This window comes from Rathayibacter sp. Leaf296 (assembly GCF_001423045.1).
Taxonomy (GTDB): domain Bacteria; phylum Actinomycetota; class Actinomycetes; order Actinomycetales; family Microbacteriaceae; genus Rathayibacter; species Rathayibacter caricis.
In genome coordinates this window covers 1,744,567-1,767,376 of sequence record NZ_LMNR01000001.1, presented here as the reverse complement: position 1 = coordinate 1,767,376, position 22,810 = coordinate 1,744,567, and the positions used below count along the sequence as shown (strand labels likewise).

Sequence of the window (22,810 nt, the reverse complement as noted above, 5' to 3'; positions counted from 1 at the left end):
GTCCAGGGTAGGCGCCGGGGTCAGCGCGCGTGGTCGGACTCCACGGCGCGGATGGCGGCGTCGGCGGCCGCGGCGTCCTCGTCGAGATCCGCGGCGAGGTAGTCCTCCGACTCCGGCAGCCGCACGGTGATGCCGCCGTACTGCTCGACCTCGAGCGTGCCGACGAGCCCGGACACGGCGAGCACGTGGCCGCCGAGCGTGCCCGTGGCGTCGACGAAGTGGGTGTGGAGCCCTGCCACGGTGACGCCCTGGAACGCCTTCGGCGCGACGAAGCCGAGCAGCGTGCCCTCGACGCGGTCGAGGTGCAGCTCGCGCTGGTCGTGCATCGGGTCGGCGAGTCGCAGGTAGGGCTTCACCTGGGCGATCGGCTGGCGCAGCGTCAAGCGGTCGAAGCTCCCCCGCACGCGGAGGCCGAGGAAGACGTTGTGGCTCGCGACGAGGCTCCGGACGGCGACCAGCAGCCCGTCCAGCGAGGGCACGCCGTGCAGCGGGACCGCGACGTCCGCCTCGAAGCGGGAGACCTCGGCGAAGGCGACGCGGTCCTCCGGTGCGAGCACCGCGACGGAGCCGTCGCCGCGGAACACCCGGTGGACGCCGTCGAGGATCACGAGCTCGCCGTCCATCCGGTCGCCGCAGCCCAGGCCGAAGTCACCGGCGACGTCGACCTCGGCGCGCGTCACGACTCCGTCGAAGAGACCGGCGAGCAGGGCGTCGACGAGGGAGAACTGCGTGATGAGGCCGCGCGGAGCGGTCGGAGTCGGCATGCAGTCAGTCTGGTGGAGGGTGGTCGACCCGCCTGTCCCCCGTTCGTGGCGACCGGCGGGACCGCCACTGCAGCGGTCCTGCCGGTCGGCCGGACGGCTCAGAGCAGGGCCGACTCCTGGGTGTAGATCGCCTTGACCTGCGCGGCCGTCAGGGCGACGTCCCAGACGCGCAGCCGCGCCACGTCCGCGATCGCGAAGTTGCCGAGCACGCCGCCGGTCCGGCTCGCGCCGACCGTGAAGTCGGCCGGCAGGGGGTTGAGGCCGGAGCTGAAGGCGTAGGGGTTCCGCGCGTAGGTCGCCCCGGTGGAGTCGGTGAACGACGGGTACGCGGAGGCGACGCCGTTGAGGTAGCTGGTCGCGACGGCGCCGTCGTAGGTGCCGACGTGGAGCTGCCAGACCCCGGGAGTCATGAGCGTCTTCGTCGCGGAGTAGTCGCGCGGATACGGGTAGCCCGGCGTGGCTCCTCCCGAGCGGGAGACGTAGAAGCAGGCGCGATCCGCGCCACCGTAGCTGCTCACGTCGTAGAAGAGGCCGTAGGAGCGGCCCGCCGCGCCCGCGGAGTCGCTCCACACGCCGGCGACGCAGCCGGTGTTCGGGTCGTTCTGCCGCACCCACGCGGCGACGGTGACCTTGCCGGAGCCCGCGCCACGGTTGAGCGCGCCGACCGAGGCCTTCGGCACCGCGAGGGCCGAGGAGCCCTTGAGGGCGAGCCCGCGGCCGAAGGGGGTCGCGATCGTCGCCGCCGCGGTCGATCCGATCTGCGAGAGCGGGAACGCGCCGTTGGAGGCGGTGAAGGGGCCGGACGTCTGCGCGAAGTCCCATCGGGCCACCGGGGTCGGGACGGCCACGGGCGTCGTCGTGGGCGGAGTGGTCGTCCCGAGCGCGGCGTGCCAGCGGAAGATCGCGTCGATGCCGTCTTGATTGGCCCACGACGGCGGGTTGTGGCCGAGCGTGTGGTACCGCACGCTCGCCTCCTTGGCCGTCGACTTCGCCTTGGCGACGAGAGCGAGGCCGTGCAGCGTCGGCGGGACGCTCGTGTCGACGTGGTCGGCATCGGAGACGACCACGCGGATGTTCGTCCCGGCCCACGCGGAGGAGGGCAGGCGCTTGGGATTGTGCGCGTCGATCTGCGCGGTGCTGCCGAAGGCGTCGCCGATCGAGATCCGGCCGCGGAGCGAGCGGTCGTGGATGTCGCGGAGGTCGTAGACGCCGTTGACGAGGTAGAGGCCGTTGATGCCGGGGATGACCTTGGAGCCGTAGTTCTCGCAGGCGAGCGCTCCGCCGGCCGACAGCGACCACATGTAGCTCGCGCGGATCGGGAACAGGCCGGACAGGTAGGCGTAGCCGTTGCGCTGGTGGCCCTGCGCCGTGTCGTTCGTCCAGAGCGTGCCGCCGAGGGTCTGGCAGATCGCGATCGCGCCCTTCTCGACCGCCAGCTCGGCGGGGTACTTGAAGACGCTGTTCAGCGAGTTGTGGTCGGCCTGCGCCGAGTGGATGAACCAGATGACCGGCACCGGAGTCGTCTGGTTCGGCTTCACGCTCTGCGGGATGAAGATGCGCGCCGAGTCGCCGCCGATCGAGACGACCAGGTTGTCGTAGAGCACGCGCTTGTTCTGCGTCGGCACGTTGATCTTGCGGCTGACCTCGCCCGGCAGGCCGCGGATCGGAGCTGCGGAGGCTGCCGTTGCGGGGATCGTCGCGGCTCCCAGCGCGAGAGCGCCGGAGAGAGCCCCGCCGACGATGGTGCGCCGCCGGAGGGAGGAGGAGGGGGAGGATGCGCGACCCGCGGCGTCGTCGTGGGGGGACATGGCTTCTCTTCCTGCAGAGGCCGCTCGCTCCGCGGCGGCCGGTCGATCCGGCTCGGCGGAGGCGGACGGTCCCACCGTACCGGTCGGACGTGTCGGGCGGGTTTCCGGATTCCGCCCGCCCGCCCCTCACTCGGAGAACGTGCGCCCTCAACGCAGAAGAGCCGCCCCGGAGGGCGGCTCTTCTGTCTCGGTGGATCCGAGGGGATTCGAACCCCTGACCCCCTGCATGCCATGCAGGTGCGCTACCAGCTGCGCCACGGACCCGTTCGTCGTGCTACTTCGTTCCCTCCGCCCGGCGGAAGCAACTCGAATAATCTACAACACGAAGTGCGTCAGACGAAATCGAGCGCCGCCACCGGGCGTGTTCCTCAGTGCGAGGAGGCCGAGGAGTCGGCGGCGACGGGCTGGTCGACGGTGAACGGCACCGTCGGGCAGTCCTTCCACAGGCGCTCGAGCGAGTAGTACATCCGGTCCTCCTCGTGGAAGACGTGGACGACGAGGTCGCCGAAGTCGAGGAGGATCCAGCGCCCCTCGGAGCGGCCCTCGCGGCGCAGGGGCTTCCGGCCCGAGGCGATCAGGCGGTCCTCGACCTCGTTGGCGATCGCGACCACGTTGCGCTCGGAGCGCCCGGTCACGAGCAGGAAGATGTCGACGAGCGGCAGCGGGCCCGACACGTCGAGCGCGACCAGATCCTCCCCGCCCTTGGAGTCGGCGGCGGTGGCCGCGATGTCGAGCAGTGCGCGGGCGGAATCGGTCGCAGTCATGAAGCCTTCAGTGTCGGGGAGAGCGGATCAGAAGATGTTGAGGACGAAGCCGCCGATGAACAGCGCGATCGAGGCGACGAGGAGGACGGCCGCCGTGATCGCGAGGACGACCGGAGCGCTGATGCCGCGCTTCTTCTGCGGCGCGATCATCGCGGTGCCCGCGGCGTGGGTGGAGACGGCGCTGGACGCGCGGACCGGCTCGGAGTCGGCAGCGGGCTGCTCGCGGTCGATCCGGTCGACGTAGCGGTCGACGTCGGGCGAGTCGTACAGGTTCGGGTGCTGGCCCGTCGACCCGAGGCTCCGCGGGAGCTCGAAGGTGCCGGTCACGAGGACCTCGCCGGTGTCGGAGCGACCCTCGACGACGTCGCCGGCGCCGGTGGTCGGGAGGATCAGGGCGTTGGTCGTCGTCACGGCTCCGGTCGAGGAGACACCCCGGGCGATGAGCTCGTCGAACGAGGCGTCGACCTCCTCCTTCGACTTGCTGTCGAGCTCCTCCGTGATCGCGAGGTGCTCGATCGGCGGGTGGAAGCTGCCCGTGATCTCCGTCGCCTTCTCGTCGCCGAGGTCGAGCGTGCCCACGGTCGCGAAGAGGGCGGTGTTGAGCTTGGGCTCGACGCTCCCGGAGTCGCGGCTCACGGCCTCGTCCTGGTCCGCCTGCTCGTCGGAGCCGCTCGAGTCGGAGTCGGGCGAGTCGGGATCGGAGTCGCTCGAGTCGGACTCGGAGGAGGGCAGCTCGGAGGCGCGTCCGACGGCCTCGTCGACCGACGCGGGCCCGTCCGACTGCGTCGTCGCCGCTCCGGGTGCGGAAGCGGTCGTCGGCGAGGCGGCGAGCTTCTCGGCCTGCTGCTGCGCGTGCAGCGCTCGGAGCTCGCGGCGCGTCAGGCTGGAGCGCTCGACGCCCTCCGGCAGCACGACCTCGAGAGCGGACGTCCGCAGGTCCGGCTCCCGGGCGGGAGACGCCTCGGGCGCCTCGATGCGGAGGGTCTGGACCGGCGTGAGCACGGGCATGTCACCCGCAGCGGTCACCGAGGCGGTGGCGGCTCGTCGCGAGGTCGTGGGCGCTGCGGCGGCCGGGGCGAGCCCCGCCTCGCGGCGTTCGCGCTCGCGGATCTCGCGCCGGGTGAGCGGCTTCTCCTCGGGCTGGACTGTCATGACGTACTCCGATACAGATGGTGCTTCGAGATGTACTGGACGACACCGTCGGGAACCAGGTACCAGACCGGACGACCCCGGTTCACGCGGCTCCGACAGTCCGTCGAGGAAATCGCGAGCGCCGGAATTTCCAACAAGGATACGTCCTGCGCCGGCAATCCCGAAACGTTCAGGACGTGCCCCGGACGGCTGACCGCGACGAAGTGCGCGAGCTCCCAGAGCTCGTCGTAGTCCTTCCAGCTCAGGATCTGCGCGACCGCGTCGGCTCCGGTGATGAAGAAGAGCTCGGCCTCGGGGTGTGCGGCGTGGATGTCGCGCAGCGTGTCGATCGTGTACGTGGTGCCGATCCGGTCGACGTCGACGCGGCTCACGGTGAAGCTCGGGTTCGAGGCGGTCGCGATGACCGTCATCAGATAGCGGTGCTCGGCGGAGGTCACCGTCTTCTTGTGCCAGGGCTGCCCCGTCGGCACGAAGACGACCTCGTCGAGGTCGAAGGACTGGGCGACCTCGGACGCTGCGACGAGGTGCCCGTGGTGGATGGGGTCGAACGTTCCGCCCATCACGCCGATGCGCGGACGCCGGGGATCGCCGCTCGCGGCGGACGTCACGATCGCGGAGCCTCCGGCCTAGTGGCCGTGTCCGTGCTGGTCGGCCGATCCGGAGGTCTTGTGCGCGTGGCGGTTCGAGACGTCCCGGTAGCTCCAGGTCACGAAGCCGAGGCCGACGAACGCGGTGGCGGCGATGAGGCCGAACACGATCGCGGGGAACGGCAGCTCGACGTGCGTCGATGCTTCTGCCAGGACGGTCGTGGCCAGGGACATTCGGTGCTCCTTGAAGGTCGTGGTGCCCGCGCGGGCGCTGTCGAGTCTACCCGGCCGCTGATCGGGACTAGGCGCGGACCTGCCCGGCGCCGCGGAGGAGCCATTTGGTGCTCGTCAGCTCGGGCAGCCCCATCGGTCCGCGGGCGTGCAGCTTCTGCGTGGAGATCCCGACCTCGGCCCCGAAGCCGAACTCGCCTCCGTCGGTGAACCGGGTCGACGCGTTCACCATGACGACGGCCGAGTCCACCTCGGCGAGGAACCGCTCGGCGTTCGCGAGGTCGTTGGTCACGATCGACTCGGTGTGGTGCGTGGAGTAGTGCGCGATGTGGTCCATCGCCGCGTCGAGGTCGTCGACGATCGCGACGGCGATGTCGAGCGAGTAGTACTCAGCCGACCAGTCCTCCTCCGTCGCCGCGACCGCGGAGGGGTGCAGGGCGCGGACGCGGTCGTCGCCGTGGACCGTGACACCCGCGCGCTCGAGCCGGCCGAGGACCGGCGGCAGCAGGCGCTCCGCCGCGTCGCGATGCACGAGCAGGGTCTCGAGGGCGTTGCAGGTGCTCGGACGCTGCGTCTTGGCGTTGTGCACGATGTCGACCGCCCACTGCTCGTCGGCCGAGGCGTCGAGGAAGACGTGCACCACTCCCGCCCCGGTCTCGATGACCGGCACGGTGGACTCGGTGACGACGGACTCGATGAGCCCCGCGCTCCCCCGCGGGACGAGGACGTCGACGTAACCCCGGGCGCGCATGAGCGCCTTGGCCCCCTCGCGGCCGTGGTCGTCGACGGTCTGCACCAGCTCGCGCGGCAGTCCGACGGAGGCGATCGCCTCCTGCAGCAGCTCGACCAGCACCCGGTTCGTGTTCTCGGCGGCGGACCCGCCGCGCAGGATCACCGCGTTGCCGCTCTTGAGCGCGAGCGCGGCGATGTCGATCGTCACGTTCGGGCGCGCCTCGTAGATCGCTCCGACGACCCCGAACGGGACGCGCACCTGCGTGAGCGAGGCGCCGTTGGGCAGATTCGACCCGCGGACGGTCTGCCCGACCGGATCCACGAGACCGGCGACGGCCACCACGGCGTCGGCGAGGGAGCCCAGTCGCGCCTCGTCGAGGCGGAGGCGGTCCTGCAGACCGGTGCTCATCCCGTTCTCGCGGCCGTTCGCGAGATCGAGGTCGTTCGCCGGCACGATGCGCTCGGTGCCTGAGCGGACCGCGTCGGCGATCGCGAGGAGTGCGCGGTTCTTCAGCTCGGTCGTCGCACTCCGGAGGGAGCGGGAGGCGGTGCGGGAGGCGGCGAACCGCTCCGTCAGAGCGGTGCTGTCGAGGGTCGTCTGCGGCATCCGGACAGTGTAGTGCTCCGCCGCGGACGACGGACGGAGCCCGGCACCTCCGCGGGTGCCGGGCTCCGGAGGTCAGTCCTCGCGCTCCGCCTCGACGGTGTCGACGGCGTCGTCCTCGTCGGAGACGCGCCACACGCCGCCCAGGCGCTCGCGTTCGAGCTCCGCGCGGGCCTCCGCCTTGGCGTCCATCCGCTCGAAGTACTCGTCGCGGCGCTCGTTGCGCGTCTTGCGGCGGTTGTCCTCGAGCCGCACGTCGGTGCCGCGGGGCGCGGTGAGCAGCTCCGCCGTGGAGGTGAGAGTCGGCTCCCAGTCGAAGACGACCCCGTCTCCCCGGCCGATGACGACGGTGGAGCCGGCGACGGCTCCCGCCGCGAACAGGCCGTTCTCGACGCCCAGCTTCGCGAGCCGGTCGGCGAGGAAACCGACGGCCTCGTCGTTCGTGAAGTCGGTCTGCGCGACCCAGCGCACGGGCTTCGTGCCCAGCACCCGGTAGATGTTGCCGTAGGAGCCGCCCTCGACGCGGATCTCGAAGTCCTTCTCGTCGACGGCCCGCGGGCGGATCGTGATCCGCTCGACCTGGGGCGCCGCGGCGAGCTCGGCGCGGTGCTGCTCGACGATCTCTGCCAGCGCGAAGGTCAGCTGGCGGAGGCCCTTGTGGCTGACGGTCGAGATCTCGAAGACGCGGTATCCGCGGGCCTCGAGGTCGGCGCGCACGAACGCGGCGAGCTCCTGGGCCTCGGGGACGTCCACCTTGTTCAGGGCGATCAGCTGAGGGCGCTCCAGCAGCGGGACCTGGCCGTCTCCGACGGGGTACGCCGCGAGCTCGCCGAGGATGACGTCGAGGTCGGTCAGCGGGTCGCGACCCGGCTCGAGAGTGGCGCAGTCCAGGACGTGCACGAGCGCCGTGCAGCGCTCGACGTGACGGAGGAACTCGAGACCGAGTCCCTTGCCCTCGCTCGCGCCCTCGATCAGGCCGGGGACGTCGGCGACGGTGTAGCGCGACTCCCCCGCCTGCACGACGCCGAGGTTCGGGGCGAGCGTGGTGAAGGGGTAGTCGGCGATCTTCGGCTTCGCGGCCGAGATGGCGGCGACGAGGCTCGACTTGCCCGCGGACGGGAATCCGACGAGTGCGACGTCGGCGACGGTCTTGAGCTCGAGGACGACGTCGCCCTCCCAGCCCGGGGTGCCGAGCAGCGCGAAGCCGGGGGCCTTGCGCTTCGTGGTCGCGAGCGACGCGTTGCCCAGACCGCCCTGACCACCGGGAGCGATGACGAAGCGCAAGCCCGGCTCGTCCATGTCGATGAGCTGCTCGCCGTCGGGCGACTTCACGACGGTGCCGACCGGGACGGTCAGCTCGAGGAGCTCGCCGTTGCCTCCGGCGCGGTGGTCGCCCATGCCGGGTCCGCCGTTCTCGGAGGACTGGTGCGGGTGGCGGTGGTAGGCGAGGAGCGTCGTGACCTGCGGGTCGGCGACGAGGACGATGTCGCCGCCGTGACCGCCGTTGCCGCCGTCAGGGCCGGCGAGCGGCTTGAACTTCTCGCGGCGGACGGAGACGCAGCCGTTCCCGCCGTGGCCGGCACGCAGGTGCAGCGTGACGTTGTCGACGAAGGTGACCATGGTTGTTCTGTCCGTCCGATCGGGAGTGGGGGCGCCGGGGTTCCCGTGCGCCGGAGGCCGGCGGGCCGCTGCAACGCGCAAGGGGCGAGCCGAAGCCCGCCCCTTGCGTCCTGTGCCTGCTCGGCCGAGGAGACCGACCCTACTGGGCGGCCGCCACGATGTTGACGACCTTGCGGCCGCCCTTTGTGCCGAACTCGACCGCGCCGGCCGACAGCGCGAACAGGGTGTCGTCCCCGCCGCGTCCGACGTTGGCGCCGGGGTGGAAGTGGGTGCCGCGCTGGCGGACGATGATCTCGCCGGCGTTCACGACCTGACCGCCGAAGCGCTTGACGCCGAGACGCTGCGCGTTCGAGTCACGACCGTTGCGAGTGGAGCTCGCGCCCTTCTTGTGTGCCATTTCTCATCTCCTCGAGACCGGGGGGCCGCAGCCCCGTGCTGAACATCCGCGGTGCGATGGCTCGCTCCGCGGTCAGCGGTTACTTGATGCCAGTGACCTTCACGCGCGTGAGCTCCTGACGGTGCCCCTGGCGCTTCTTGTAGCCGGTCTTGTTCTTGAACTTCTGGATGACGATCTTCGGGCCGCGGAGCTCTTCGAGCACCTCCGCGGTGACCGAGACCTTCTCGAGCGCCGAGGCGTCCGAGGTGATCGAGTCTCCGTCGACGAGGAGCACGGCAGCCAGCTGCACGGTGCCGTTCTCGTCGGCCTTGACGCGGTCCATCGTCACGATGGTGCCGACCTCGACCTTCTCCTGCCGACCGCCGGCGCGCACAACTGCGTAAACCACTTCTCGTACCTGTTTCTCGTCTGGACGGGCGCTGTCGTGAGACGGCGCCATCCGGGGCTTGTATGGAAGGGGCGGGGCCCCGTTTCTTTCCCGTCTCCCACACCGAACGAGGGAACCGGTACCGCGTCCCGCTCTCCGTGAGGAGACGGGCGACGACGGAAATCTGCGTGAGCACATGGATCGCGCCACACCAACGGTCAAGAGTACGGGATGGGAGCTCGACGGTCAAACGCTCGCTCCGGAGAGCGGGCATCGCACGGGCGCACGGCCTCTCGGCACGGCGCGCCTGATCCGACGACCCCGTCACGATAGTGGACGGCGGCGGGCCGGGACGGCAGGCGCGCCGCCTACGATCGTCGGATGGCGATCCTTCTCGACGCGGCGCGGTGGCCGGCTCACGACACGCTCTGGGCGCACCTGGTCAGCGACGAGTCTCTGGAGGAGCTGCACGCGTTCGCGCGGCGCACCGGGATCCCCGAGCGCAGCTTCGACCTCGACCACTACGACGTGCCCGAGGAGCGCCGTGCCGAGCTGCTCGCCGCGGGGGCGATCTCCGTCGGCGCACGCGAACTGGTGGAGCGGCTCCGGAGCAGCGGTCTGCGCGTGAAGGGCCGCGACCGGGAGACGGAGAGGGCCCGGCGCCGGCTCTCGCCGGGCACCGGGCCCCACTGATCGCTCGCGCGGTCGCTACTGCTGATCGGCGCGGCGCGGGGTCTGCTCCGGGATGACCGCGACGCCCGTGAGAGCGGCGGTGGTCACCCGGCGGCTCTTGGCGCGGCCCTGACCCGGCTGCTTGGGGGCCGGGAGCGCATCGAGGACGGAGTCGAGCAGGTGCTCGGCGACCTCGCTGCGCACGCGACGACCGGTGGTCGCGGGAGCGGGCGGGATCGGGATGTCGAGGATCGGCACGACCGGCGCCTCGACCGCGGGCGGCGCGGCCTGCTCGACCGGCGCCTCCGCCGTCGTGTCGCCCGTGCTCTCCTGGCGCGGCTCGCGGTCGCGGCCACGACGGCGGCGCTCGCCCCGGGCGGGACGCTCGCCGCGACGCGACTGCTCGCGCGAAGCGGTCTGCTCGGCCTGCTCCGAGTCCCCGGTCTCGGGGGTCTCGACGGGCTCGGTCCGGGCCGACTCGGCGGACGCCTCGTCGACGAGCGCAGCGGCCTCCTCCGCGGCCTGGCGCACGTTCGCGGGGTGGATGGTGCTCGCCGCGATCTGAGCGAGGGCGTTCTTCGCGTCGTCGGTGATGGCGTGCGTGCTGACGTTCTTCGCTCCGGAGCCGTTCTGGCCGTTCGAGCCGGACGAGCCGCTGGAGCCGTTCTGACGGGGCGAGCCTCCGGACGCGCCGTCGCCCGAGCGGCCGCCGCGGCGGCGCTCCTGCTGCGGGGCGGCGGTGGAACGGTGCTTGACGACCGGGTCGTGCTGCACGATGACTCCGCGGCCCGCGCACACCTCGCAGTTCTCGCTGAAGGTCTCGAGGAGGCCCAGCCCCAGCTTCTTGCGCGTCATCTGCACGAGGCCGAGCGACGTGACCTCGGCCACCTGGTGCTTCGTGCGGTCGCGGCTGAGGCACTCGACCAGGCGGCGCAGCACGAGGTCGCGGTTGGACTCGAGCACCATGTCGATGAAGTCGACCACGATGATGCCGCCGATGTCGCGCAGGCGCAGCTGGCGGACGATCTCCTCCGCGGCCTCGAGGTTGTTCTTGGTGACCGTCTCCTCGAGGTTGCCGCCCGAGCCGACGAACTTGCCGGTGTTGACGTCGACGACGGTCATCGCCTCGGTGCGGTCGATGACGAGCGAGCCGCCGCTGGGCAGCCAGACCTTGCGCTCGAGCGCCTTCTCGATCTGCTCGGTGATGCGGAACTCGTCGAACGCGTCCTGCTCGCCCGAGTACACCTCCACGCGCTCGAGCAGGTCGGGGGCGACCTGGCTGAGGTAGAGCTCGATGGTCTCGCGGGCGTCGTCGCCGGCGATGACCATCTTCTCGAAGTCCTCGTTGAAGACATCGCGGACGATCTTGATCAGCAGGTCGGGCTCGCTGTGCAGGAGCGCCGGCGCCTGGCCGGTCGCGGCCTTCTCGCTGAGCGCCGTCCACTGCGCCGTGAGGCGCTCGACGTCGACGGTCAGCTGCTCCTCGGTGGCTCCCTCGGCCGCCGTGCGCACGATGACGCCGACGTTCTCGGGGAGGACCTCCTTGAGGATCTTCTTCAGGCGGGCGCGCTCGGTGTCGGGGAGCTTGCGGGAGATGCCGTTCATCGAGCCGTTCGGCACGTAGACGAGGTAGCGGCCCGGGAGCGAGATCTGGCTCGTCAGGCGGGCGCCCTTGTGGCCGACGGGGTCCTTCGTGACCTGCACGAGGACGCGGTCGCCGGGCTTGAGGGCGAGCTCGATGCGACGGGGGCCGCCGGGGTTCGCCGCGGCGTCCCAGTCGACCTCGCCGGAGTAGAGGACCGCGTTGCGTCCGCGTCCGATGTCGACGAACGCCGCCTCCATGCTCGGGAGGACGTTCTGCACGCGACCGAGGTAGACGTTGCCGATGAGGGACGCCTCCTGCGAGCGGGCGACGTAGTGCTCGGCGAGGACGCCGTCCTCCAGGACGCCGATGCGGATGCTGTCCTGCTTCGAGCGGACCACCATCACGCGGTCGACGGCCTCGCGGCGGGCGAGGAACTCGGACTCGGTGACCACCGTGCGACGGCGGCCGGCGTCGCGGCCGTCGCGGCGGCGCTGCTTCTTGGCCTCGAGGCGGGTGGATCCCTTGATGCGCTGGGGCTCGGTGATGAGCTCGGGCTCGCGCTGCTCGCGGGGCTCCCGCGGCTGACGGACCCGGACGACGGTGTTCTCGGGGTCGTCCGACCCGCCGCGGTCGCTCTCGCCGGTGCGGCGGCGCGAGCGGCGGCGGACGGAGCCCTGCTCCTCCGCGGGCGCTTCGCGATCCTCGCGCAGACCCAGTGGAGCGCCGCGCGGGGGAAGCGGCGCCAGCTCGACGTAGTCGGGCAGCTCAGGCGCCTGGAAGAGGAGCGACGTGCTCGGGAGCGCCGGCCGGGCGGGACGCGCGTCCTCCTGCCCGGGCGCCGTCTCGGGCAGGGCGTTGAAGAAGGCGACGGAGGACGTCGGGCCCTGGGCCTCGCTCACGTCCTCGGTCGTCGTCTCCTGCACGGTCGTGTCGGTCTCGTCGGTATCGATGATCGTTCCCCCTGTCGCTGGCGCGCTCGACTCGGTCCGCCGGGTCGCCCGGCGGCCACCGAAGAGGCGGCTGATCTTCTTGGCCCCGCTGCGGGGCTCGTCGCGGTCCGGATCGGATCCGCTCGAATTCTTGTCTTCCACCATTCCTGGTGCACTCCTCGGCCGGGTCGTCCGCCGCGCCTTCCTACCCGGATCTCTCCTCGTGCGAGGGGCCGCGTGGGGCCCGTCGCGAATCCTTCCGCTCCCCCGATCCGGTCGCTCACGTGGCGCAGGACTCCGGGTGCAGCTTCGTTCTCGGAACTGACTATCCGACACGTGCTCCGTCTCGCTGCGACCGTCGGTCGCGTCGTGGTGGAGCGGGTGACCCGTCGCGTCCATTCGCGGAACGCGGTCGATCTCCTGTGGCCCGGTGTTCGCCCGGTAAACCTTCTGGTGCCGGCGCGGGATCTTCCGGACCGACGGCTCCGATTATCGCACGCATTCCCAGAGGCGCCGATTCGGCCCGTGCGATAATCCCCCGGTGTCCGACGCCCCCGCCCCCCGACGCCCGATCCTGTTCGCCGCGCTGCTGGTCGTCCTGGGGGTCACGGGATGGATCGCGGCCTTCGCGCTGACGCTCGACAAGTTCGCGGCGCTGACCGATCCGTCGACGGAACTGGGGTGCGACTTCAGCATCCTCGTGCAGTGCAGCGCGAACCTCGACTCGCCCCAGGGAGCCGTCTTCGGCTTCCCGAATCCGCTGATCGGCGTGGCTGCCTGGATCGCGCCGATCGTCGTCGGGATCGGACTGCTCGCCGGGGCGCACTTCGACCGCTGGTTCTGGGCGGTCTTCAATGTGGGCTTCGTCTTCGCCCTCGGCTTCGTGATCTGGCTGATCACCCAGAGCGTCTTCCTCCTCGGCACGCTCTGCCCGTGGTGCATGCTCACCTGGGCGGTCGTCATCCCGGGCTTCTGGCTCGTGACCCTGCGGAACCTGCGCGAGGGGGTCTTCCCTGTCCCGGCCGCGGTGAGGCGCTTCGCCGGGGCGGCCTACGGCTGGATCCCGTTCATCACTCTGCTCTGCTACCTCGCGATCGCGGTGATCGCGCAGCTCCGCCTGGACGTGATCTCGTACCTCTGAGGCTGCGCGGGCGCTGACGGCAGCACTCCTCCCGGAGCACGTGGATCTCGATACGCCCGCTGCGCGGGCTACTCGATCAGCAGGGGGCGGCGGGAGGCTCCTCGGGCGGGGCGCCTTCCGTCGCGGAACGTGCGGACCGCCCGACGACACGGACGGATAAGGGCACCCCGGGAAGATCCCGAGGTGCCCGTCACCGGATCGCCGAGCAGCGCGAGGCGTATCCGGGAAAGCGCGTTCGAGCGCTTCCCCGTCGCCGGAGGCACGACGCTCTGCAGATCGGGACCGCCTACGAGAGCCGACCGCGGTTCCGCGGAGCACCGCGGAACACCGCGGAGCGCGAGCTCTCGCGGCGGTTCTCCGTCAGGAGAACCAGAGGGAGAGCTCGCGCTCCGCGGATTCCACGCTGTCGGACCCGTGGACGAGGTTCTGCTGCACCTTGAGGCCCCAGTCGCGGCCGAGGTCGCCGCGGATGGTGCCGGGCGCCGCGGTCGTCGGGTCGGTCGTGCCGGCGAGGGAGCGGAAGCCCTCGATGACGCGGTCGCCGGCGATGCGGATCGCGACGATCGGACCGCTCTCCATGAACTCCACGAGCGGCTCGTAGAACGGCTTGCCCTCGTGCTCGGCGTAGTGGGCGCCGAGGAGGTCGCGGTCGGCCTCCACGAGCTTGATGTCGACGAGCGAGTAGCCCTTCGCCTCGATGCGGCGGAGGATCTCGCCGGTGAGGTTGCGCGCGACTCCGTCGGGCTTGACGAGGACGAGGGTCTCCTGGATGGCCATGGTTCAGCGGTCTCCTTCGGTGGGGTCGGTGGTCCCGGCCGCCGGAGGGCCGGCCTGGGAGTCGAGGCGGGTGCCGGTCACGATGCAGTACGTCCAGAGGGCGACGAAGGCCGCGCCGATGACGAACATGATCGGGACGAGCAGACCCGAGGCAACGATAACGAACTGCAGCACCCAGCCGATCCGGATGCCGAGCGGGCGGTCGAGGAGGCGGAGCGTCACGAGCATGGCGAGGCAGAGCACTCCACCGCCGACCAGCACCACCACCGGATCGGCGACCTTCAGACCGAAGCCCACGAGGGTCGCGAGGAACACGATGACGACCTCGAAGCCGAGGACGATCGATGCGAGGCTCTCGCGGACCGTCCTCGCCCGGCGCGGCCGTCCTGCTCTCACGAGCCCTGCCAGTTCTCGTCGCGGGCGACGGTGATCGCTCGCCCGACGAGCGTGATCGACCCCGTGATCACGAGGGCGCCCTTGTCGGTGCGCGCCGCGAGGAGGCGACCGGCGGTCAGCGCCCCTGCGGTGTCCTCGGCGACGTGCACCGACTCCTCCGGGAACACGGTGCGCGCGAGTGCCGCGAGGTCGTCGGCCGCGAGGGCGCGATCGCTCGGCGCGCGCGTCACGATCAGCTCGTCCACGACCGGCCGGAGCGCGCGGAGGATGCCCTCGGCGTCCTTCTCGGCGAGCACGCCGACGACCGCGGTGATGCGGTCGAAGTCGAAGTAGCGGCCGAGCGCCGCGGCGAGCGAGGCGGCGCCGTGCGGGTTGTGCGCGGCGTCGACGAGGGTGCGCGGGGAGTTGCCGACCACCTGGAGCCGCCCCGGGGAGGTCGCGGCCGCGAGCCCCTCGTCGAGGACGTCGCCGGTCAGCTCTTGGGTGCCGCCCCCGATGAACGTCTCGACCGCGGCGATGGCGACGGCGGCGTTCTCGGCCTGGTGGTCGCCGAAGAAGGGCAGCAGGAGCTGGTCGTAGGAGGTCGCGAGACCACGGACCGAGACCAGCTGGCCGCCGACGGCGACGGTGGTCGAGGTGACGTCGAACTCCGAGCCCTCGAAGGCGATGGAGGACTCGGTGGCCTCGGCCGCGTGCCGCAGCACCGCCTCCGCCTCGGGAGTCTGCTTCGCCGACACCACGGCGGCCAGCGGCTTCACGATGCCGGACTTGGTGCGCGCGATCTCGTCGATCGTCGACCCGAGGCGGTTCGTGTGGTCGAGCGCGATCGGGGTGAAGACGGCCACCTGCGCGTCGGCGACGTTCGTCGAGTCCCACTCGCCGCCCATCCCGACCTCGACGACGGCCACGTCGACCGGCGCATCGGCGAACGCCGCGTAGGCGAGCACGGTGATCGCCTCGAAGAAGGAGAGCGGCGGCTCGTCCTGCTCGGCGAGCTCGGCGTCGGTCATGCGGATGTAGGGCTCGACGTCCTGCCAGTTCGCGACGAGGCTCTCGTCGGAGATGGGCTCGCCGTCGATGACGATGCGCTCGTTGAAGCGCTCGAGGTGCGGACTCGTGAAGAGCCCGACGCGCAGACCGTGGGCCCGCAGGAGGCTCTCGATCATCCGGCTGGTGGAGGTCTTGCCGTTCGTGCCGGCCACCTGGATCACCGGGTAGGCCCGCTGCGGGTCGCCCAGGATCTCGACCGCGCGTCGCGTCGGGGCGAGCCTCGGGCGGACGTTCGCCTCGCCCAGCCGCTCGAGCAGGGTCGCGTAGACGGCGTCGGCCGCCGCGCGCTCGGCGTCGTTCTCGAGGGGTTCAGACATCGGCGGCCTCGACCTTCTCGACGCGGATGATGGCGGTGCCGGCGGGACCGAAGGCGACGGCCCCCTCGCCGCCCTCGAGGGCGACGGTCAGGGGGGTGAAGGCGAATCCGGTCGCGAGGGTCTCCTCGGCGATCCAGGTCGCGTGCGGCTCGAGCGCGCCGAGGCTCACCTCGTCGAGCATCACGTCGAGAACGATGCGGTCACTCACGTCGAGACCGGCTCCCTTGCGGGCGTCCTGCACGGCGCGGATGAGGTCGCGGGCGAGCCCCTCGGCCTCGAGCTCGGGCGTGGTGGCGGTGTCGAGGAGGACGAATCCGCCGCGCGGGAGGAGCGCGATGGCGCGGTCGTCGGCGCCCGCTCCCCCGACCTCGAGCGTGAGCTCGTACTCCCCCTCGACCAGCTCGACGCCGCCCGCGGTCACGACTCCGTCGACCTCGCTCCAGTCGCCCGCCTTGGCGGCCTTGATGACCGTCTGCACGCCGCGTCCGAGTCGCGGGCCCGCTGCACGCGCGTTGACGGCCAGGCGGGAGGTGACTCCGTAGTCGGACGCGCTCGTCTCGACGAGCGGCACGAGGGTCACCTCCTTCACGTTCAGCTCATCGCGCAGGATCGCCTCGAACGGCGCGAGCTCGTCGGCGTCCGCGACGACCACGGTGAGGCGCGCGAGCGGCAGGCGCACGCGCAGTCCCGCCTGCTTGCGGAGCGAGAGCGCCGTCGACGAGATGCCGCGAACGGCGTCCATCGCGTGGACGAGGGCCTCGTCGACCGGGAACTCGTCGGCGGTGGGCCAGTCGGTCAGGTGCACGCTGCGCCCGCCCGTCAGTCCCCGCCAGATCTCCTCCGAGACGAGCGGGAGCAGCGGAGCGGCGACGCGCGTCACCGTCTCGAGGACTGTGTACAGCGTGTCGAACGCCTCCGCGCCCCGGCCGTCCGCGTCGGCACCCTGCCAGAAGCGGTCGCGGGAGCGGCGCACGTACCAGTTGGTGAGGACGTCGGCGAAGTCGCGCAGCGCGGCCGCGGCGAGGGTCGAGTCGAGCGCCTCGAGGTGCCCGGTGACGGTCTCGATCAGGTCGTGGGTCTTGGCGAGCAGGTACCGGTCGAGGACGTCCTCGGAGTCGGTGCGGCGGCGTGCCTCGTAGCCGTCCTCGCCGGAGGCGTTGGCGTAGAGCGAGAAGAAGTACCAGGTGTTCCAGAGCGGCAGCAGCACCTGGCGCACGCCCTCGCGGATCCCCTCCTCGGTGACGACCAGGTTGCCGCCGCGCAGCACCGGGCTCGACATCAGGAACCAGCGCATCGCGTCGGAGCCGTCGCGGTCGAAGACCTCGGCGACGTCCGGGTAGTTGCGCAGCGACTTCGACATCTTCTGGCCGTCGTTGCCGAGGACGATGCCGTGGCTGACGACGTTGCGGAACGCCGGCCGGTCGAAGAGCGCGGTCGAGAGCACGTGCAGCGTGTAGAACCAGCCGCGCGTCTGCCCGATGTACTCGACGATGAAGTCGGCGGGGTTGTGCGAGTCGAACCAGTCCGCGTTCTCGAACGGGTAGTGCACCTGCGCGAACGGCATGGAGCCCGAGTCGAACCAGACGTCGAGGACGTCGGTGATCCGGCGCATGGTGGAGCGACCGGTCGGGTCGTCGGGGTTCGGCCGCGTGAGCTCGTCGATGAAGGGGCGGTGCAGGTCCTCCGGGCGCACGCCGAAATCGCGCTCGAGTTCGTCGAGCGAGCCGTAGACGTCCATGCGCGGGTAGTCGGGGTCGTCGCTCTTCCACACCGGGATCGGCGAGCCGAAGTAGCGGTTCCGGCTGATCGACCAGTCGCGCGCGCCCGAGAGCCACTTGCCGAACTGGCCGTCCTTCACGTTCTCGGGGACCCAGGTGATCTCCTGGTTGAGCTCCTCCATTCGGTCGCGGAACGCGGTGACGCGCACGAACCAGCTCGAGACCGCTTTGTAGATCAGCGGGTTCCGGCAGCGCCAGCAGTGCGGGTACGAGTGCTCGTAGCTGGCCTGGCGGAGGAGCCGGTGCTGCGCCTTGAGCAGCTGCGTGAGGGGCTTGTTCGCCTCGAACACCTGCAGGCCGGCCACCTCGGCGATCTGCGGGAGGAAGCGGCCGCCGTCGTCGACGGAGATGATGACCGGGATGCCCGCGGCCTCGCAGACCTTCTGGTCGTCCTCGCCGTAGGCCGGGGCCTGGTGCACGATGCCCGTGCCCTCGCTCGTCGTCACGTAGTCGGCGACCAGGATGCGCCACGCGTTCTGCGTGCCCCAGGTCTCGGTGTCGGCGTAGTGGTCCCAGAGGCGGTCGTAGCTGACGCCCTCGAGCTCGCGACCGCGGAGGGTGCGCGAGACAGCGGCGCGGGCGGACTCGGCGTCGTCGTAGCCCAGGTCCTTCGCGTACGCGCCGACCTGGTCGATGGCGAGGAGGTACTCGGCGGAGAGCTCGCGCTCCTCCGGCTCGCCCTTCCCGTCGGCGGCGCCGTTCGGGCCTGCGGCGAGCACGGCGTACTCGATGTCGGGGCCGACGGCCAGGGCGGCGTTGGTCGGCAGCGTCCACGGAGTGGTCGTCCACGCGAGCGCGCGCACGGCGGTGAGGTTCAGCGCCTCCGCCGTCTCGCCGACCAGCGGGAAGGTGACGGTCACCGTCTGGTCCTGGCGCATCTTGTAGACGTCGTCGTCCATCCGCAGCTCGTGGTTCGAGAGCGGGGTCTGGTCGCGCCAGCAGTAGGGCAGCACCCGGTAGCCCTCGTAGGCGAGGCCCTTGTCGTAGAGCTGCTTGAACGCCCAGATGACCGACTCCATGAACGAGGGGTCGAGCGTCTTGTAGTCGTTCTCGAAGTCGACCCAGCGAGCCTGGCGGGTCACGTAGTCCTGCCACTCGCCCGTGTAGCGCAGCACCGACTCCTTCGCCGCGGCGTTGAACGCGGCGATGCCCATCTCCTCGATCTGGGACTTGTCGGTGATGCCCAGCTGCCGCTCGGCCTCGAGCTCGGCGGGCAGGCCGTGGGTGTCCCAGCCGAAGCGGCGGTGCACCTGCTTGCCGCGCATGGTCTGGAAGCGCGGGAAGAGGTCCTTCGCGTACCCGGTCAGCAGGTGCCCGTAGTGCGGCAGGCCGTTGGCGAAGGGCGGTCCGTCGTAGAACACCCACTCGGGCGAGCCCTCGCGCGAGCGGATCGACTCCTGGAAGGTGTCGTCGGCCTTCCAGTGCGCGAGGACGGCCTCCTCGATCTCGGGGAAGCGCGGCGAGGGGGTCACCCCCCGGCCGAAGGCGGATCCGGAGTCGCCGGAGGTGGGAGGGGTCAAGGGATAGGTCACGTGCGTTCTCCTGGCAGTGATGCTGGGCTGCACGAGGACGGCCCGCCCGGATCTGTCAGCCCGGGCCGGGGTCGCGGTACCACCTCGCTTGGGACCTCCCTCGGCGCTGCCTCGGAGACGTCCCCACTCGACCGGCTGTCACGGGCCGCACCCGTCCGGTTCTACTGGGCGGGGGCCGGAGCCGACGCCGTTCTTCCGGAGACTCGCCGGTGATGGCCGGGTCGAAGTCGTTGAGGGCTATCGTAGCGCGTCGGGGGCGGGAGGAGCAGGAGCGCACATGGCGGGAGCGACGAGCAGAGGACGGCCGCGCGCCTCGTCGCGCTCGATGCTCGAGGACGCCGCGCTGGACCTGTTCCTGGAGCAGAGCTACGCGGGCACGACCGTCGAGCAGATCGCCCAGCGTGCCGGCGTCTCGCGCAACACGTTCTTCAACTACTTCGAGTCCAAGAGCGACGTCTTCTGGGTCCTCGTCGACGACCGGCTGGCCGAGCTGCCCGCAGCGCTCGGGGCGACGGCGCCGGACCGGCCGGCGATGGACGCGCTGCGCGACGCGCTGCTGGCGGTCGGCGCCGGCTTCGGCCCCTCCTCCGTGCCCTGGGCGCTCACCCAGAGCGCGCTGATCGGCAGCGTGCACGAGCTGCAGGCATCGGCCCTGTCGCGGCTCGCGCGCCAGGCGGCCGTCGTGGCCGCCTTCGTGGAGCAGCGGGCCGCGCGTCCGCTCCCGACCCACCTCTCCCGGGCGATCGCCTACGCCAGCGTCGGAGCGGCCGTCGCCGCGGTGCAGGCGTGGGCGGCGGCGGGGCCCACCCGCGGCGAGCTGGTGCCCTATCTCGACGAGGCGCTCGCCCCGGTCTGCGCCGGATTCGCCCCGGTCGTCGGCCGGGACGCTCCCGACGGGCGCACCGCGGCTCCGCGATAGGATCGGCGCGGCCGGTGAGCGATCCGCTCCGGAGCCGCCATCCAGGCATCATCACCACCGACACGGTGCCGCCCATATCGAACCGGAGAATCATGACCTTCGCCGCGCAACTCCCCGCGAAGCCCGCCCTCGAGGGGCTCGAGAGCAAGTGGGGCCTCGTCTGGCAGACCGACGGGACGTACCGGTTCGACCGCACCGGTCTCACCCGCGCCGACGTCTACTCGATCGACACTCCCCCGCCCACCGCGTCGGGCTCGCTGCACATCGGGCACGTCTTCTCGTACACGCACACCGACGTCGTCGCGCGTTTCCAGCGCATGCGCGGCCGCAAGGTCTTCTACCCGATGGGCTGGGACGACAACGGCCTGCCGACGGAGCGCCGCGTGCAGAACTACTACGGCGTCCGCTGCGACCCGACGCTGCCCTACGAGGCCGACTTCACTCCTCCGTTCGAGGGCGGCGACAACAAGAGCAGCAAGGCGGCCGACCAGAAGCCGATCTCGCGCCGCAACTTCATCGAGCTGTGCGAGCGCCTCACCCTCGAGGACGAGAAGCAGTTCGAGGACCTCTGGCGCAGCCTCGGCCTCTCGGTCGACTGGTCGCAGACGTACCGCACCATCGGCGAGGAGTCGCAGGCCGCCTCGCAGCGCGCGTTCCTCCGCAACCTCGCCCGCGGCGAGGCCTACCAGGCCCAGGCGCCGACCCTGTGGGACATCACCTTCCGCACCGCGGTCGCCCAGGCCGAGCTGGAGGACAAGGAGCAGCCCGGCGCGTACCACCGGATCGCGTTCCACCGCGACGGCGCGGAGGACGTCTTCATCGAGACGACCCGCCCGGAGCTGCTGCCCGCCTGCGTCGCGCTCGTCGCGCACCCCGACGACGAGCGGTACCAGCCGCTCTTCGGCACGACCGTCCGCACCCCGCTCTTCGACGTCGAGGTGCCCGTGCTCGCGCACCACCTCGCGCAGAAGGACAAGGGCTCGGGCATCGCCATGATCTGCACCTTCGGCGACGTCACCGACGTGGTCTGGTGGCGCGAGCTCGACCTGCCCAACCGCGCGATCATCGGCTTCGACGGCCGCATCGTCTCGGAGGCGCCGCAGGCGATCACGAGCGACGCGGGCCGCTCGGCGTACGCGCAGCTCGCCGGCAAGACGGTGTTCTCGGCCAAGCAGGCCGTCGTCGCGCTCCTCACCGAGTCGGGCGAGATGACGGGCGAGCCGCGTCCCATCACCCACCCGGTCAAGTTCTTCGAGAAGGGCGACAAGCCGCTCGAGATCGTCTCGACCCGGCAGTGGTACCTCGTGAACGGCGCGCGCGACGCCGCGCTCAAGGAGCGCCTGCTGGAGCTCGGCCGCGACGTCCGCTTCGTGCCCGAGTTCATGCGCGTGCGCTACGAGAACTGGGTCAACGGCCTCTCGGGCGACTGGCTCGTCTCGCGCCAGCGCTTCTTCGGCGTGCCGATCCCCGTCTGGTACCCGCTGGACGGCGACGGCAACCCCGTCTTCGACCGCCCGCTCGTGCCCGAGGAGTCGGCGCTGCCCGTCGATCCGTCCTCGGACCCCGCCCCCGGCTACTCCGAGGACCAGCGCGGCGTGCCCGGCGGCTTCCAGGGCGAGCTCGACGTCATGGACACCTGGGCCACCTCCTCGCTCACCCCGCAGCTCGCGGGCGGCTGGGAGCGCGACGACGAGCTCTGGCAGCTCGTGGCTCCGTACGACCTCCGCCCCCAGGGCCAGGACATCATCCGCACCTGGCTCTTCTCGACGCTGCTGCGCTCGCAGCTCGAGGACTCGCGCGCGCCCTGGGGCAACGCGACGATCTCGGGCTTCATCGTCGATCCGGACCGCAAGAAGATGTCGAAGTCGAAGGGCAACGTCGTCACCCCGGCGGGCATGCTCGAGCAGCACGGCTCGGACGCGGTGCGCTACTGGGCGGCCTCGTCGCGGCTGGGGACCGACGCCGCCTTCGATCCGCAGAACCCGACGCAGATCAAGATCGGCCGGCGCCTCGCGATCAAGGTCCTGAACGCGGCGAAGTTCATCCACGGCTTCGCCCAGGCCGAGGGCGCCGAGGTGACCGATCCGCTCGATCTGAGCGTGCTCGCGACGCTCGACGCCGTGGTGGCCGAGGCGACGACCGCCCTCGAGGACTACGACCACGCGCGGGCGCTCGAGAGCACCGAGGCGTTCTTCTGGACCTTCTGCGACGACTACCTCGAGCTCGTCAAGGAGCGCGCGTACGGCGAGGACGGCGCCTCGGCGGCCGCCGCACTCCACCTCGCGCTCGATGCGCTGCTGCGCCTCTTCGCACCGTTCATCCCCTTCGCCACCGAGGAGACGTGGTCGTGGTCCCACGACGCCTCGATCCACACGCAGCCGTGGCCCGAGCAGACCGGCCTCGGTGGGGACCCCTCGGTCCTCGCCGCCGCCAGCACCGTGCTCACGGCGATCCGCCGCGCGAAGACGGATGCGAAGGCCTCGCAGAAGACGCCGGCCCGCGCGGCCGTCGTCACAGCTCCCGCCGACCTGGTCGCCTCGCTCCGCCTCGCCGCCGGCGACATCGCCGCGGTGGGCCGGATCGCCGCCCTCGACTTCGCCGAGGGTGCGACACTGTCGGTGGAGATCGAGCTCGAGACCGAGGTCTAGGACGCGCCGGGAGGCGGGCCCGACCGCCCGCCTCCCGGGC

At 71.3% G+C, this 22,810-nt stretch carries 19 protein-coding genes and 1 tRNA gene; 4 read left to right on the top strand and 16 right to left on the bottom strand.

All coding sequences use genetic code 11. The features are described 5' to 3' along the window. Positions 1-20 precede the first annotated feature (20 nt). From ASF46_RS08210 to rplU, 11 genes are all read right to left on the bottom strand, one after another. The gene (locus tag ASF46_RS08210) at positions 21-764 is read right to left on the bottom strand and encodes an acetolactate decarboxylase (RefSeq protein WP_056867073.1); all 744 of its coding nucleotides are present in this window, start codon (positions 762-764) and stop codon (positions 21-23) included. 98 nt (positions 765-862) lie between these two features. After that, positions 863-2,572 (bottom strand): LamG-like jellyroll fold domain-containing protein, encoded by a 1,710-nt coding sequence (locus ASF46_RS08205; RefSeq protein ID WP_056867072.1) that lies wholly within the window; start codon positions 2,570-2,572, stop codon positions 863-865. 191 nt (positions 2,573-2,763) lie between these two features. Beyond that, positions 2,764-2,836: transfer RNA gene (locus ASF46_RS08200), tRNA-Ala, on the bottom strand. A gap of 104 nt (positions 2,837-2,940) precedes the next feature. Then, positions 2,941-3,336, bottom strand: a complete 396-nt coding sequence (gene rsfS, locus ASF46_RS08195; protein ID WP_056867071.1) for a ribosome silencing factor — start codon at positions 3,334-3,336, stop codon at positions 2,941-2,943. A gap of 27 nt (positions 3,337-3,363) precedes the next feature. After that, the gene (locus tag ASF46_RS08190; protein ID WP_056867070.1) at positions 3,364-4,488 is read right to left on the bottom strand and encodes a hypothetical protein; all 1,125 of its coding nucleotides are present in this window, start codon (positions 4,486-4,488) and stop codon (positions 3,364-3,366) included. Next, entirely contained in the window at positions 4,485-5,096 is a 612-nt protein-coding gene (gene nadD / locus ASF46_RS08185) for a nicotinate-nucleotide adenylyltransferase (RefSeq protein WP_082485315.1), read from the bottom strand. The genes ASF46_RS08190 and nadD overlap by 4 nt, the downstream gene beginning before the upstream one ends. An 18-nt stretch (positions 5,097-5,114) precedes the next feature. Further along, complete coding sequence (locus ASF46_RS08180; RefSeq protein ID WP_056867069.1) at positions 5,115-5,309, bottom strand: hypothetical protein; 195 nt, start codon at positions 5,307-5,309, stop codon at positions 5,115-5,117. 67 nt (positions 5,310-5,376) lie between these two features. Continuing rightward, the gene (locus ASF46_RS08175) at positions 5,377-6,645 is read right to left on the bottom strand and encodes a glutamate-5-semialdehyde dehydrogenase (protein WP_056867068.1); all 1,269 of its coding nucleotides are present in this window, start codon (positions 6,643-6,645) and stop codon (positions 5,377-5,379) included. Between the two features lie 72 nt (positions 6,646-6,717). Then, on the bottom strand, positions 6,718-8,262 hold the full coding sequence (obgE, locus tag ASF46_RS08170; protein WP_056867067.1) for a GTPase ObgE: 1,545 nt from the start codon (positions 8,260-8,262) through the stop codon (positions 6,718-6,720). Positions 8,263-8,401: 139 nt separating this feature from the next. Next, entirely contained in the window at positions 8,402-8,659 is a 258-nt protein-coding gene (gene rpmA, locus ASF46_RS08165) for a 50S ribosomal protein L27 (RefSeq protein ID WP_055792356.1), read from the bottom strand. Positions 8,660-8,738: 79 nt separating this feature from the next. Then, positions 8,739-9,047 carry a 50S ribosomal protein L21 gene (gene rplU / locus ASF46_RS08160; protein WP_077223659.1) on the bottom strand — a complete coding sequence of 103 codons (309 nt, stop codon included), beginning with the start codon at positions 9,045-9,047 and terminating at the stop codon, positions 8,739-8,741. A gap of 360 nt (positions 9,048-9,407) precedes the next feature. Here rplU and ASF46_RS08155 point away from each other — a divergent pair, with 360 nt between their 5' ends. After that, on the top strand, positions 9,408-9,719 hold the full coding sequence (locus ASF46_RS08155) for a DUF4031 domain-containing protein (protein ID WP_056867066.1): 312 nt from the start codon (positions 9,408-9,410) through the stop codon (positions 9,717-9,719). Positions 9,720-9,734: 15 nt separating this feature from the next. On the opposite strand, the gene ASF46_RS08150 is transcribed toward ASF46_RS08155, so the two are convergent. Then, entirely contained in the window at positions 9,735-12,377 is a 2,643-nt protein-coding gene (locus ASF46_RS08150; protein WP_082485314.1) for an Rne/Rng family ribonuclease, read from the bottom strand. A 376-nt stretch (positions 12,378-12,753) separates the two neighbouring features. On the opposite strand from ASF46_RS08150, the gene ASF46_RS08145 reads away from it, so the two are divergent. Beyond that, positions 12,754-13,353, top strand: coding sequence for a vitamin K epoxide reductase family protein (locus tag ASF46_RS08145; protein ID WP_056867065.1), 600 nt, complete (start codon positions 12,754-12,756; stop codon positions 13,351-13,353). Between the two features lie 360 nt (positions 13,354-13,713). Here ASF46_RS08145 and ndk read toward each other — a convergent pair whose 3' ends face one another. From ndk to ileS, 4 genes are read right to left on the bottom strand one after another with little or no spacing between them, the layout of a single operon-like run. Next, positions 13,714-14,130, bottom strand: a complete 417-nt coding sequence (gene ndk / locus ASF46_RS08140; protein WP_056867064.1) for a nucleoside-diphosphate kinase — start codon at positions 14,128-14,130, stop codon at positions 13,714-13,716. A 3-nt stretch (positions 14,131-14,133) separates the two neighbouring features. Further along, the gene (locus ASF46_RS08135; RefSeq protein WP_235576886.1) at positions 14,134-14,526 is read right to left on the bottom strand and encodes a DUF4233 domain-containing protein; all 393 of its coding nucleotides are present in this window, start codon (positions 14,524-14,526) and stop codon (positions 14,134-14,136) included. Next, positions 14,523-15,893: a bifunctional folylpolyglutamate synthase/dihydrofolate synthase gene (locus ASF46_RS08130; RefSeq protein WP_056867063.1), complete on the bottom strand. Its 1,371-nt coding sequence runs from the start codon at positions 15,891-15,893 to the stop codon at positions 14,523-14,525. Before ASF46_RS08130 ends, ASF46_RS08135 begins: the two co-directional genes overlap by 4 nt. Continuing rightward, positions 15,886-19,203: an isoleucine--tRNA ligase gene (ileS, locus tag ASF46_RS08125; protein WP_056867062.1), complete on the bottom strand. Its 3,318-nt coding sequence runs from the start codon at positions 19,201-19,203 to the stop codon at positions 15,886-15,888. The genes ASF46_RS08130 and ileS overlap by 8 nt, the downstream gene beginning before the upstream one ends. 277 nt (positions 19,204-19,480) lie before the next feature. Here ileS and ASF46_RS08120 point away from each other — a divergent pair, with 277 nt between their 5' ends. Together ASF46_RS08120 and valS are read left to right on the top strand one after the other, a co-directional pair. Next, positions 19,481-20,122, top strand: coding sequence for a TetR/AcrR family transcriptional regulator (locus ASF46_RS08120; protein WP_056867061.1), 642 nt, complete (start codon positions 19,481-19,483; stop codon positions 20,120-20,122). A 92-nt stretch (positions 20,123-20,214) separates the two neighbouring features. Further along, complete coding sequence (gene valS, locus ASF46_RS08115; protein ID WP_056867060.1) at positions 20,215-22,770, top strand: valine--tRNA ligase; 2,556 nt, start codon at positions 20,215-20,217, stop codon at positions 22,768-22,770. Positions 22,771-22,810: the final 40 nt, after the last annotated feature.